Source organism: Streptomyces sp. NRRL B-24085, from assembly GCF_001282115.1.
In the GTDB taxonomy this organism is placed as follows: Bacteria; Actinomycetota; Actinomycetes; order Streptomycetales; family Streptomycetaceae; genus Streptomyces.
The window spans coordinates 1-12,148 of record NZ_LJBR01000220.1; the positions used below are offsets into that span (position 1 = coordinate 1).

General features: G+C 72.0%; 11 protein-coding genes and 1 pseudogene. 8 read left to right on the forward strand and 4 right to left on the reverse strand.

Features of this window, described 5'->3' with window-relative positions; translation table 11 throughout:
- From AOJ26_RS23515 to AOJ26_RS23535, 5 genes are all read left to right on the forward strand, one after another.
- On the forward strand, positions 1 to 1,366 hold a 1,366-nt coding region (locus AOJ26_RS23515; RefSeq protein ID WP_267889449.1), incomplete at its 5' end, for an FtsK/SpoIIIE domain-containing protein.
- Positions 1,367 to 1,554: 188 nt separating this feature from the next.
- Complete coding sequence (locus tag AOJ26_RS23520) at positions 1,555 to 2,946, forward strand: ABC transporter substrate-binding protein (RefSeq protein WP_053850332.1); 1,392 nt, start codon at positions 1,555 to 1,557, stop codon at positions 2,944 to 2,946.
- A gap of 4 nt (positions 2,947 to 2,950) precedes the next feature.
- The gene (locus AOJ26_RS23525) at positions 2,951 to 4,294 is read left to right on the forward strand and encodes a carbohydrate ABC transporter permease (protein WP_078960005.1); all 1,344 of its coding nucleotides are present in this window, start codon (positions 2,951 to 2,953) and stop codon (positions 4,292 to 4,294) included.
- The gene (locus AOJ26_RS23530) at positions 4,291 to 5,199 is read left to right on the forward strand and encodes a carbohydrate ABC transporter permease (RefSeq protein ID WP_053850334.1); all 909 of its coding nucleotides are present in this window, start codon (positions 4,291 to 4,293) and stop codon (positions 5,197 to 5,199) included. Before AOJ26_RS23525 ends, AOJ26_RS23530 begins: the two co-directional genes overlap by 4 nt.
- Before the next feature lie 140 nt (positions 5,200 to 5,339).
- Entirely contained in the window at positions 5,340 to 7,598 is a 2,259-nt protein-coding gene (locus AOJ26_RS23535; protein WP_053850335.1) for a bifunctional glycosyltransferase/CDP-glycerol:glycerophosphate glycerophosphotransferase, read from the forward strand.
- Positions 7,599 to 7,748: 150 nt separating this feature from the next.
- Here AOJ26_RS23535 and galE read toward each other — a convergent pair whose 3' ends face one another.
- Both galE and AOJ26_RS23545 read right to left on the reverse strand, forming a co-directional pair.
- Positions 7,749 to 8,729, reverse strand: coding sequence for a UDP-glucose 4-epimerase GalE (galE, locus tag AOJ26_RS23540; RefSeq protein ID WP_053850336.1), 981 nt, complete (start codon positions 8,727 to 8,729; stop codon positions 7,749 to 7,751).
- A gap of 140 nt (positions 8,730 to 8,869) precedes the next feature.
- Positions 8,870 to 9,376, reverse strand: a complete 507-nt coding sequence (locus AOJ26_RS23545) for a MarR family winged helix-turn-helix transcriptional regulator (RefSeq protein WP_053850337.1) — start codon at positions 9,374 to 9,376, stop codon at positions 8,870 to 8,872.
- Between the two features lie 122 nt (positions 9,377 to 9,498).
- Between AOJ26_RS23545 and AOJ26_RS23550 the strand changes: the two genes are divergently transcribed.
- Positions 9,499 to 9,912, forward strand: coding sequence for an organic hydroperoxide resistance protein (locus AOJ26_RS23550; protein WP_053850338.1), 414 nt, complete (start codon positions 9,499 to 9,501; stop codon positions 9,910 to 9,912).
- A gap of 119 nt (positions 9,913 to 10,031) precedes the next feature.
- Here the strand turns inward: AOJ26_RS23550 and AOJ26_RS23555 are convergent, their stop codons facing one another.
- Positions 10,032 to 10,295, reverse strand: coding sequence for a YciI family protein (locus AOJ26_RS23555; protein ID WP_053850339.1), 264 nt, complete (start codon positions 10,293 to 10,295; stop codon positions 10,032 to 10,034).
- A gap of 100 nt (positions 10,296 to 10,395) precedes the next feature.
- Here AOJ26_RS23555 and AOJ26_RS23560 point away from each other — a divergent pair, with 100 nt between their 5' ends.
- Entirely contained in the window at positions 10,396 to 11,115 is a 720-nt protein-coding gene (locus tag AOJ26_RS23560) for a Crp/Fnr family transcriptional regulator (protein WP_053850340.1), read from the forward strand.
- Between the two features lie 3 nt (positions 11,116 to 11,118).
- Here AOJ26_RS23560 and AOJ26_RS23565 read toward each other — a convergent pair whose 3' ends face one another.
- On the reverse strand, positions 11,119 to 11,745 hold the full coding sequence (locus AOJ26_RS23565; RefSeq protein ID WP_053850341.1) for a TetR/AcrR family transcriptional regulator: 627 nt from the start codon (positions 11,743 to 11,745) through the stop codon (positions 11,119 to 11,121).
- Positions 11,746 to 12,041: 296 nt separating this feature from the next.
- Here AOJ26_RS23565 and AOJ26_RS44530 point away from each other — a divergent pair.
- Positions 12,042 to 12,148 (forward strand): annotated as a pseudogene (locus tag AOJ26_RS44530) (ABC transporter permease); the annotation flags it as partial.

Genomic DNA, 12,148 nt, shown 5'->3' on the forward strand with positions numbered 1-12,148 from the left:
CCCCCGGACAGCCCGTACCGACGCCGCCGACACCACCTCCACCGCGGCCCCCGCCCCCGTCGGGCACGGCACGGTCGCCGCGGTGGACGCCGTCTCCGCGGCCTGGGCCGAGCGGTTCGCGCGGGCGCTGGCACCGCTGCGGACGGACGGCACCGCCGCCGCGGGCCACGCGCGCGTGTCCTCGCCGCTGCCCCGGTCGGCCCGGCTGCTCGACGAGTTGGGGCTGGCCCGGGCCACCCCGCCGTCGCTGATGACCCGCTGGGCGGACGCGGCCGACGACCCGGAGTCGCTCGGCGGCCGGGCGTGGGCGGTGCTGGGAGCCGGACCGCGCGGACCGGTCTGCGCCGACCTCGTGGCGCAGGGCCCGCACCTGCTGATCGAGGGCCCCGCAGGCAGCGGCCGTACGGAGCTGCTGCGGGCGGTCGTCGCCTCGCTGGCCTCGGCCGAGCGCCCCGACCGCCTCAGTGTCGTCCTGATGGACGGCCGGGACGGCGTGACCTCCGGCGGCCACGGCGAGGGTCTGCGCGTGTGCACGGACGTACCACACGTGACCACCCATCTCACCGCCAACGACCCGGTCCGCATGCGGGAGTTCGCGCAGTCCCTGAGCGCCGAGCTGAAGCGGCGCGCGGAGCTGCTCGGCCGCTGCGACTTCGCGGAGTGGCACACCGGCCGGGAGGTGTCGGGCCGCATGGTCGCCCAGCGCTCCTCCCCCCAGCGCACGTCCCCTCGGGGCACGACGGGCACCGCGGGCGCGCCCGGCGACCCGGCCTCCGGCGATCTCGACTCGCCGCCCAGCTCCACGATCCGCCTGCGCCCGGCGGCGGCCCGGCGGCAGACGGAGGCGGCACCCCCGCTCCCCCGTCTCGTGGTGGTCGTGGACGACCTGGACGCCCTGGTCTCCCCGCCCCTCGGCTCCCCGGGCAGGCCGGCCGCAGGCTCGGTCATACGCGCCCTGGAGGCGGTCTCCCGTGAGGGTGAGCGCCTGGGCGTGCACCTGGTGGCCGCGACCGGTCCGGGCGGCCGTACGGCGGAGTGGGAGGCGGCCCGCCGGGCCACCCTCCGCGTCGCCCTGGACACCCCGGCCACCGGTCCGGAGGAACCCGCTCCCGGACGTGGCCGGCTGACCTGGCCCGACGGCCGGGTCACCGCCTTCCAGGCCGGCCGGGTCACCGGCCGCATCCCCCGCACCGCGACCCTGCGGCCCACGGTCGTCCCGCTGGAATGGGAACGCATGGGCGACCCCCCGGCCCGCCGCCCGGTCCGTGAACTGGGCAACGGACCGACGGATCTCGCCCTGCTGGCAAGTGCATTGGAACGCGCGGCGAGGGAAGTCGCTGCGGCAGAGGTCCCGTCACTGCTGTAGCCACCGAGGGGCCCGGGGGCGCCGCCCCCGGGCGACGCGTGCCGCAACGCACCGGCACTGGTCACGACGGCATTACGATCTTGCGGTTGACAGCGGACGCCCACTTGCCGACCTCGTTCCCCCGGCGTAGACCAGATCGCACGGGACAGCCCTCGAACGTTCGACGAGGAACGAAGAACGGGGTCGTGATGCGCACCACCAGCAGCACCCAGCGGAAGCCCAGGTCAGCGAACAGGGCTGCGAAATCAGCGGCCGCCGCCCTCGCGGCGGCTCTCGCCCTGTCGCTCACCGCATGCGGCGGAGACGACGACAAGAGCAGTGACACGGGCGCGACAGGCGGCAAGGAGACCGGCACCACGGTCACCCTCCCCAAACTGAACGGTCAGACCCTGGAGGTCGCCGCCGTCTGGAGCGGCGCCGAACAGGCCAACTTCAAGAAGGTCCTTGCGGAGTTCGAGAAGCGCACCGGCGCCAAGGTGACCTTCGTGCCCGCCCAGGACCCGATCGTCAACTTCCTGGGCTCGAAGGTCGCGGGCGGCCAGCCGCCGGACATCGCGATGCTTCCGCAGCCCGGCGCGATCAAGCAGGCCGTGGAGAAGAAGTGGGCCAAGCCCCTCGGCGCGGAGGCCAAGGCCGAGCTGGCCAAGAACTACTCGCAGGGCTGGCAGGACATCGGCAAGGTCGGCGACACCCAGTACGGCGTCTACTACAAGGCCGCCAACAAGTCGCTGATCTGGTACAACGCCAAGGTCTTCGAGAACGCGGGCGCCACCGAGCCGAAGACGTGGGACGAGCTCCTCACCACGGCCCAGACGGTCTACGACTCGGGCGTGACGCCGTTCTCCGTGGGCGGTGCCGAGGGCTGGACCCTGACGGACTGGTTCGAGAACGTCTACCTCTCCCAGGCGGGCCCGGAGAAGTACGACCAGCTCGCCAAGCACGAGATCAAGTGGACGGACCCGTCCGTGAAGGACGCGCTGACCACGCTGGCCCAGGTGTGGGGCAAGAAGGACTATGTCGCGGGCGGCGCCAAGGGCGCGCTCCAGACAGACTTCCCGGCCTCGGTGACGCAGACCTTCACCGGCGGTGAGCAGCCCAAGGCGGCGATGGTCTACGAGGGCGACTTCGCGCAGGTCAACATCCAGACGGCGAAGGCGAAGGTCGGCACGGACGCGAAGGTGTTCCCCTTCCCGAAGGTCGGCGACACCGCCCCCGTGGTCTCCGGCGGCGACGCGGCCGTGATCCTGAAGGACTCCAAGGCGGCGCAGGCGCTGGCCACCTTCCTGGCCTCCCCGGACGCGGCGACGATCCAGGCCAAGCTGGGCGGCTACCTCTCGCCGAACAAGAGCGTGGACATCTCGTCGTACCCGAACCCGGTGCAGCAGAAGATCGCCAAGGCGCTGATCGACTCGGGCGACGACTTCCGCTTCGACATGTCGGACCAGGCCCCGCAGGCCTTCGGCGGCACCCCCGGCAAGGGTGAGTGGAAGGCGCTCCAGGACTTCCTGGCGAACCCGAAGAACATCGCGGGCACGCAGGCGAGGCTGGAGGCCGACGCGGCGGCCGCCTACGGGAACTGAGGCGATGACATCGGCCACCGAGGCAGGGGTCCCTCCGGCCCCTGCCTCTCCCAAGTCGCGCAAGAGCGTGACCGGCACGCGCAGGACCGTGGCAGTGCTGTTCCTGCTGCCCGCCCTCGTGCTGCTGGGCGCGCTCGTGGTCTACCCGATCGGGTACTCGATCGTCCGCAGCTTCTACGACCAGTCCGGTGACGGCTTCGCCGGCATCGACAACTACAAGGCCCTGTTCACTGACGACGGCATCCGCACGGCCCTGAAGAACAACATCATCTGGGTGGTGTTCGCGCCGACGATCGCCACCGCGCTCGGTCTGATCTTCGCGGTGCTGACCGAACGGGTGCGCTGGGGAACGGCGTTCAAGCTGGTCGTCTTCATGCCGATGGCGATCTCGATGCTGGCGGCGGGCATCATCTTCCGGCTCGTCTACGACCAGGACCCGGACAAGGGGTTCGCGAACGCGGTGTGGGTGGGCGTGCACGACACGTTCGCGCAGTCCTCGGCGTTCCCGAAGGCCCACCCGGGCCGCAACTCGCCGCTGGTGCCCCAGGGCGGCGGTTTCGTCACCAAGGCCACGGTCCACACCGGCGGCACGGTCACCCTGCCTCTGGTGGGTGTCGCCCCGGACCAGATGCCCGGTGACGCGAAGAAGGCCGTGGCGCCGCAGGCGGACCCGGGCCGGATCACCGGGACGACCTGGCAGGACTTCACCCGGGGCAAGGGTGTGGGCAAGCTCGGCGGGGTCGACCCGACCGAACTCGGCTACCCCGGCATGAAGATCGAGGCGGTCAAGGACGGCAAGGTCGTCGAGACGGCGAAGGCCGGCGCCGACGGCACGTTCTCCTTCTCCGAGAAGGCCGACGGGGCCAAACTGAGGCTTCCGGCGAGCAACTTCAAGGAGGCCTACAACGGCCTCGACTGGCTCGGCCCGTCGCTGGTGACGCCGGCGGTCATCGGGGCGTACATCTGGATGTGGGCCGGTTTCGCAATGGTGCTGATCGCGGCCGGGCTCGCGGGCATCCCCCGGGAGCTCCTGGAGGCGGCCCGGGTCGACGGCGCGAGCGAGTGGCAGGTCTTCCGCAGGGTCACGGTCCCCCTGCTGGCGCCCGTCCTCGCGGTCGTCACCGTGACCCTGATGATCAACGTCTTGAAGATCTTCGACCTGGTCTTCATCATCCCCCCGGGCTCCTCGCAGGACGACGCGAACGTCCTCGCCCTGGAGCTGTACCGCAAGGGCTTCGCCGAGGACCAGCCGGGCATCGCGAGCGCCATCTCGGTGTTCCTGCTGCTGCTGGTGATCCCGGTGATGTGGTTCAACATTCGTCGGCTCAGGCGGGAGGTACGGCGATGACCACTCAGGCCGAAAGGCTCCCCGAGACGGCACCGGCCGAGGGGGCGAAGGCGCGGCAGTCGCTGAGTTCACGGCTCGTCGAGCGGGTCAGCGGCGGCCTGATCAGCGTCTTCCTCGTGGTCGTCGGCCTGTTCTGGCTGGTGCCGACGATCGGGCTGCTGATCTCCTCGTTGCGCAGCCCCGGGGACCTCGCCGCGACCGGCTGGTGGAAGGTCTTCACCAAGCCCTCCCAGCTCACCCTCGACAGCTACGACAAGCTGCTCCAGAACAGCGACATCACCCACTCCATCGTCAACACCGTGCTGATCACGGTCCCGGCGACGGTCCTGGTGATCGTCATCGGCGCGCTCGCGGGCTACGCGTTCGCCTGGATGGAGTTCCCGGGCCGCGACTGGTGGTTCATGGCCGTGGTCGGGCTGCTGGTGGTGCCGGTGCAGGTGGCGCTGATCCCGATCGCCGAACTCTTCGGCAAGATCGGCCTGTTCGGCAACATCATGGGAGTGATCCTCTTCCATGTCGGCTTCGGCCTGCCGTTCGCGGTGTTCCTGCTGCGGAACTTCTTCGCGGAGATCCCCCGTGAACTCCTGGAGGCGGCACGGCTCGACGGCGCGGGCGAACTGCGCCTGTTCGCACGGGTGGTGATGCCGCTCGGCGGGCCCGCGATCGCGAGCCTCGGCATCTTCCAGTTCCTGTGGGTGTGGAACGACATGCTGATCGCGCTGGTGTTCACCGACGCCGACAGCCAGCCGATCACGGTCGCCCTCCAGACCCAGATGCGTGCCTTCGCCGACAACGTCGACGTCCTGGCACCGGGCGCCTTCATCTCGATGGTGATTCCGCTGATCGTGTTCTTCGCGTTCCAGCGGCAGTTCGTGTCCGGCGTGATGGCGGGCGCGGTCAAGTAGCGCCAGCGGCAACGCACTTGGAGGGGCGGACCGGCACCGGTCCGCCCCTTCGCGTTCGCCCGAATGCCGTACGGACCGTAACCCCGCGTCGCCCTGGGGCGTTCCCGGGCAGAACTCCCGCGCCGACCCTTGGATGTGCCGTGCCCAGGTTCAGTGTCATCGTCCCCGCGTACGAGGTTCAGGCCCACCTGCAGGCGTGCCTGGAATCGGTGCTGTCGCAGTCGTACGAGGATCTGGAGCTGATCGCGGTCGACGACCGCTCGCCGGACGCGTGCGGGGAGATCATCGACGAGTTCGCGGCCCGCGATCCCCGGGTCCGGGCGGTCCACCTGGCGCGGCACGCGGGACTCGGCCCCGCCCGCAACGCCGGGACGGCCGAGGCCACGGGCGACTACCTGCTGTTCCTCGACGGCGGCGACACCCTCGCCCCGCACGCGCTGCGGGCCGTCGCCGACCGGCTGAAGGAGACCGGCGAGCCGGACGTCCTGGTCCACGACCACGCGCTCGTCGACCGGGCGGGCGAGCAGGTCCGCGAGACCTCAGCGGGCCGGCTCACCGAGCGCGGCCCGGCGCCGTTCCGCCTGGAGGACCGCCCGGGGCTGCTGCGGGTGCCCCCGGTGGCCTGGAACAAGGCGTACCGCAGGGAGTTCGTCGAGCGCGAGGGCTTCGCCTTCCCGCCCGGCCGGCACGCCGACCTGCCCTGGACCTACCCGGTCCTGATGGCCGCCGAGTCGATCGCCACCCTGGACCGGGTCTGTGTCCACCATAGGCAGCACCGCAGGAGCGAACTCCCGGAAGTGGCAGCGCACTTCGACCTGTTCGAGCAGTACGACCGGGTCTTCGCGCACATCACCCCGCGCCCCGAACTCGCCTGCTGGCGGCCGGTGTTGTTCCGCCGCATGGTGGACGACCTCTGGGCGGTGCTCACCGAGCCCGGCCGTCTGCCGCGCGGCATCCGTGCCGAGTTCCTGCGGCGCGCCCGTGCCCACCACCGCGCCCACCGCACCCCGGGCCACCCGGTCCCGGTGCGCTCCCGGCTGCGCCACACCGTGATCCGCCTCGGCCTGTACCGCACCCACCGGCTCACGGAACTGGCCCGGAGCCTGGGCCGCCGGACCGCCCGCCCGGCCGCACGCCTCGCCCGGTCCCTCCGCACGGCGGCCCTCCGCCTCCACTACCGCGTCCAGCGCTGCCTCCCCCTGCGCGCAGACCGGGCCGTCTTCGCCGCGTACGGGGGCCGCGGCCACGGCTGCAACCCGGGCGCCCTGGAAGAGGCGTTCCGCACCTTCGCCCCGCACATCCGCACCGCGTGGGTCGCCCGCCCCGAGCACCACCACACCATCCCGACCGCCACCCGCAGGCTGCGCCCCGGCACGGCCGCCCACTGGACGGCACTGGCCCGCTCCAAGTACCTCGTCGACAACACCGGCTTCGACCACCGCCTGGTCAAGCGCCCCGGCCAGATCCTCCTCCAGACCCAACACGGCACGCCCCTCAAGCACATGGGCCTGGACCTGCGGGAACGCCCCGCCGCCGCGGGGGAGTTGGATGTCGAGGCGCTGCTGCACGGCGTCGACCAGTGGGACTACCTCCTGTCCCCCAACCGCCACACCACCCTGACCTGGGAGCGGGTCTACCCGGGCCGCTACACCACGCTCCCCTACGGCTACCCCCGCAACGACGTGTTCCAGCGGGCGACTTCGGAGGACGTGCGGAGGCTGCGCGAGTCCCTCGGCATCCCCGAGGGCTCGGTGGCGATCCTGTACGCGCCCACCCACCGCGACTACCGCCGCACCCAGCACACCCCCCTCGACCTGGACCGCGTGCTGCGCCGCCTGGGCCCCCGCTTCGTCGTGCTGGCCCGCGCCCACCACCGGCACGGCGGCCCGCTCGTCCCCCACGCGACCGGCCGGGTCGTCGACGTCACCGACCACCCGAGCGTGGAGTCCCTCTGCCTCGCCTCGGACGCCCTGGTCACCGACTACTCGTCCCTGATGTTCGACTACGCCAACCTGGACCGCCCGATCGTGATCCACGCCGACGACCGCGAGGCGTACGAGGCGGCCCGCGGCACCTACTTCGACCTGCGGTCCTTCGCACCCGGAGCGGTCGCGCGCAGCGAGGACGAACTGATCGACATCTTCGCCACCGGCCACTGGCGCGGCTCCCGCTCCGCCCAACTGCGCGCGGCGTTCCGCGAGCGCTTCTGCCCGTACGACGACGGCCGCGCCGCCGAACGGGTCGTACGCCATGTCGTCCTGGGCGAGACCGCGTTGCCGGAGGTGGTCCCGCTCGCGGAGCGGCACCCGGTGCCGTCGGCCGCGGCGGCGCTTGACCGGACCCCGCTGGCCACCGTGCCCCGGCCCGCGACGGACACGCCCGTCGCCGAGACCCGCTAGGAGGGGCCGATGCCGTCCAGCGCCTCCCATCCCACACCGACCCGCCCGTCCACCTGGCGCCCGGTCGGGCGGCCGGGACGCCGGCCGCGCCGGTAAGACCCGAGCGGCCGTGCCGGGCACCGCCGGGCAGGCGGGGATCGACGGCAGGACCTAACCCCTGGCCGCCTCCGGATGCAGCCGCACCCAGCCCTCCCATGCCGACGTGATCATGTCCCGGACGTCGCGCTTGGCCCGCCAGCCGAGCTCCGAGGCCGCCAGGTCGGCGGAGGCGACGACCCGGGCCGGGTCGCCGGGGCGGCGGGCAGCGACCGTCGGGGGGAGGTCGTAGCCAGTGAGGGCGTTGATGTGGCCGATCATCTCGCGGACGGAGACGCCCTCGCCGCGGCCGATGTTGACGGTGAGGTCGCGGCCCGGGGCCGACTGGAGGGTGCGGGCCGCGGCCACGTGCGCCTCGGCCAGGTCGACGACATGGATGTAGTCACGGACACAGGTGCCGTCGGGGGTGTCGTAGTCGTCGCCGAAGATGCGCGGGGCCGCGTTCTCCGTGAGCTTCTCGAAGACCATCGGGACGATGTTGAAGACACCCGTGTCGGCCAGTTCGGGGCTCGCCGCTCCCGCCACGTTGAAGTAGCGCAGGCAGGCGGTGGACAGGCCGGTCGCCCGGCCCGTGGCGCGGACCAGCCACTCCCCGGCCAGCTTGGTCTCGCCGTACGGGGACACCGGCGCGCACGGGGTCCGCTCGGTCACCAGCGGGACGTCGGGCGTGCCGTACACCGCCGCCGAGGACGAGAAGACGAAGGAGGGGACCCCGGCCGCCGTCACCGCCTCCAGAAGGACGCGCAGGCCCTCGACGTTCTCCCGGTAGTAGTGCAGCGGCAGCTCCACCGACTCGCCGACCTGCTTCCTCGCCGCGAGGTGCACCACACCGGTGACCTCGTGGTCCGCCAGAGTGTGCGCGACCCGCTCGGCGTCCAGCGTGGAACCCGTCACCAGCGGCACACCGGCCGGCACGCGCTCGGCGACGCCGGTGGACAGGTCGTCGTACACGACCGCCTGCTCGCCCGCCTCGGTCAGCGCCCGCACGACATGCGCCCCGATGTAACCGGCACCGCCGGTGATCAGCCAGGTCATCTACGGCCGTCCCCTCTTCGGTTGACCCGTGTCCGCGTATCAGTGAACCAGGACGCACCGGTCGTCACCGTGCGCGCGCCGGGGCACGTGCGGTGCCGGGCCGCCCGACTCGCCGGTCCCGTCAGTCCTCGTCGGTCCCGTCAGTCCTCGTCGGGCAGTTCGGTGTGCACCGCCGCGTCCAGGGCCGAGGTGAGCTGGTCGAGGCGGTTCCGCAGGTCGCGGATCTCGTCCACGTCGAAGCTGGTGGCCGAGACGATCCGGCGGGGCACCTGCTCCGCGCGCTCACGCAGGGCGGCACCCTCCTCGGTGAGCCGCACCTCCACCGAACGCTCGTCGCGGGTGCTGCGTTCGCGGCGGACGAGACCGGCCGCCTCCAGTCGCTTGAGGAGCGGGGAGAGGGTGCCCGAGTCGAGCCGCAGGTGCTCGCCGAGCTTCTTGACGGGCAGATCGCCGTGCTCCCACAGCACCAGCATCACCAGGTACTGCGGGTAGGTGATCCCCAGGTCCTTGAGGATCACGCGGTAGAGGCCGCCGAAGGCGCGGGAGGCCGCGTTCAGGGAGAAGCAGATCTGCTGGTCCAGGCGGAGCCAGTCGGTGGCGGCCGGGGGCGCGGCGGGAGCGCTTGCCGGGGTCGGGGGCGTGTCCATGGGTCCAGGGTAGCTCTTGAGAGCCATTTAGTTGTACACAATTGAATTGTGTGCTCTACTTATGGCCGTGAGGCGGCCCCGGAAGAGCCGCCGGAACACGACTTCGAGAGGGACGGTTTCCCATGGACGCGCTCTACACCGCTGTCGCCACCGCCACCCACGGCCGGGACGGCCGCGCCTACACGAACGACGGCAAGATCGATGTCGCTCTGGCCCCGCCGGTGGAACTGGGCGGCAACGGACAGGGCACCAACCCCGAGCAGCTCTTCGCCGCCGGTTACGCCGCCTGCTTCGGCAGCGCCCTCGGCCTCGTCGGCCGCCAGGCCAAGGTGGACGTCAGCGACGCCGCCGTCACCGCCGAGGTCGGCATAGGCAAGCAGGGCGAGGGCTTCGGCCTCAAGGTGGCCCTCCGCGTCGAACTCCCCGACACCGTGGACGCGGAGACCGGCCGCAAGCTGGTCGAGCAGGCCCACCAGGTCTGCCCCTACTCCAACGCCACCCGCGGCAACATCGAGGTCGAGCTCGTCATCGAGTAGGGCCGGAGAGGGGGGCGCGGGTGCGAGTGTCGAAGGCGGGGAGCGCGGGACGTGTCCCGGAGGTCCAGGTGGACCTGCGGGGCAGGTCTGCGGGGCGGGCCTGCGGGGCACGTCCCGTTTCAGCCCCCGACGACCGGCGCCCACTCCCGGATCGCCCGCACTTCGACCCCCGGAGTGGAGCGATAGTACGGATCAGCCTCCAGCAGCTCCTCCAACTCCGCCCGCTCCACCGCGAACAGCAGCATCGCCCCCCGGTCGTCCGCCCACGGCCCCGCGGCGAACAGCTTCCCCTCCGCGTGCAGACGGCCGAGCACCGCACGGTGAGCGGGCCGGGCGGCAAGGCGTTCCGGCGCGGAGGTGAAGGCGAGTTCCACGACAAGCACAAGGTCCCCTTCCCAGGACGACAACCGACGCGACGACGCTAGGCTCAGCCCGCCGCGCCCGTCTGTATCAGCCGATACAGCGAGGGAAGGAGCAGCCGCCGTGCCCACCCCCGACTGGCGGCGACTGCAAGACGTCCCGCTGTTCGCCGCGCTCCCCGAGCCCGACCTGCGCCACCTGTGGGACACCTCGGTCCCCCGCCGCTACGGCCCCGGCGAGACCCTGCGCCACCAGGGCGCCCCCGCCGACCACCTGCTCGTCCTGCTCGACGGCACCGCCTCCGCGTCCGCCACGACCGCCGCCGGACGCGTCCTGCGGTTCGGCACCTGGTCCGGGCCCTGCGCCCTCGACAAGGTCGCCCTGCTCGACCGAGCCGGCCACACGGCCACCTTCACCGCGCTCACCCCCTGCGCCGTACGGGCCGTCCCCCGCGCCCGCTTCACGGCCCTGCTCGACGACTCCACGGCCGTCCGCGCCCACGTCCTACGGCTCCTCGCCGCCCAGGCCCGCGCCCAGCAGGAACGGCTCACCGACACGGCCACCCTGCCCTGCGAGGCCCGCCTCGCGTCCTGGCTCCTCGACGAACTGAGCCGGCACGGCACCGACAGCCGCGTCCCCCTCCCCGGCGGTCAGCGCGCACTCGCCGACCTCCTCGGAGTCACCCGCGTCACGGTCAACCGCGCCCTGGCCCGGCTCCGGCGGGACGGACTGATCGGGCCCACGGAACGCGGCGGCAACAGCACGGGCGACAGCCGGATCCAGGTGCTCGCTCCGGAACTCCTCGCCCTGCGCGCGGCAACGGACGCCGGGCCCGGCCGCTGAGGCTCAGAGCGCCTTCAACGCCTCCGTCGTCGCCCGGGCCAGCGCCGCGAGATACCCCTTCGGCAGCTTCGGACTGCGGATCACCACCGAACGCCAGTACAGGGGGCCGGAGATCAGATCCAGGGCCAGTTCGTCGTTGAGGCCCGCGCGGAGCTCCCCGCGCTGCTCCGCCGCCGAGATGATCTTGCTGGCGACACCCTCCTGGCCCTTCTGCAACGCGTTCTGCAACGCCTCGGCGATCTCGGGATTACGGGCCGCCTCCGCCTGAAGATCCGGAATGATCTGCGAGGCCACCGGATGCCGCAGCGCCCGCGACGTCACCTCGTACAGCATCCGCAGGTCGTCCTCCAGCGAACCCGTCTCCGGCACCGGCAGACCCATCACCGCGATCTCCGACACGACGTCCAGCACCAGGTGCAACTTGGAACGCCAGCGGCGGTACACCGCGGTCTTCCCGACACCCGCGCGACGCGCGATGCCCTCGATCGACATCCGCGCATAGCCGACGGCCGCGAGCTCCTCGAACACGGCCGCCCGGATCGCGTCGGTCACGTCCTCACGGAGTACTGCGGCTCCTGCCGGGGCACGGCGGCGCGTACGGGTCTGCGGCGCGTCGGCGTTGGTCGTCATGCGGACAGCATAGGGCGTAGCGACGAAACGGTTACGTTCCGACGCGAGCCGACGCGACGAAACGGTTTCGTCCCTACGCGGTGCGGCACGACGAAACGGTTTCGTCCCGACGTGGCGCGTGACGACGAAACGGTTGCGTTCCGACGCACTCTCGCCGTACGCTCGCGTTGCGACGATACGGTCCCGTCCCGACGTAAGAAAACGTGAAGAGTCTCGTAAGGAAACGCCGGATGACGGGCGCGCCGGCCGCACACGTGCACCAGCACCACCCCCACCCCCGAGCGAAAGCAACGGATGTGAGCCAGGTCCTCGACACCCCGCCCCCGACAGCGCCCCCGGCCGACGAACACCCCTCGGCCCTGGCCGCCCGGCACGGCCTCGCGGTCAGCGGCGCCCGTCCCTC

What these genes read in the sequence shown, in the direction of transcription:
- AOJ26_RS23520 (WP_053850332.1), top strand. Translation starts at nt 1,555, where the DNA reads ATGCGCACCACCAGCAGCACCCAGCGGAAGCCCAGGTCAGCGAACAGG.
- AOJ26_RS23525 (WP_078960005.1), top strand. Translation starts at nt 2,951, where the DNA reads ATGACATCGGCCACCGAGGCAGGGGTCCCTCCGGCCCCTGCCTCTCCC.
- AOJ26_RS23530 (WP_053850334.1), top strand. Translation starts at nt 4,291, where the DNA reads ATGACCACTCAGGCCGAAAGGCTCCCCGAGACGGCACCGGCCGAGGGG.
- galE (WP_053850336.1), bottom strand. Translation starts at nt 8,729, where the DNA reads ATGACCTGGCTGATCACCGGCGGTGCCGGTTACATCGGGGCGCATGTC.
- AOJ26_RS23545 (WP_053850337.1), bottom strand. Translation starts at nt 9,376, where the DNA reads ATGGACACGCCCCCGACCCCGGCAAGCGCTCCCGCCGCGCCCCCGGCC.
- AOJ26_RS23550 (WP_053850338.1), top strand. Translation starts at nt 9,499, where the DNA reads ATGGACGCGCTCTACACCGCTGTCGCCACCGCCACCCACGGCCGGGAC.
- AOJ26_RS23565 (WP_053850341.1), bottom strand. Translation starts at nt 11,745, where the DNA reads ATGACGACCAACGCCGACGCGCCGCAGACCCGTACGCGCCGCCGTGCC.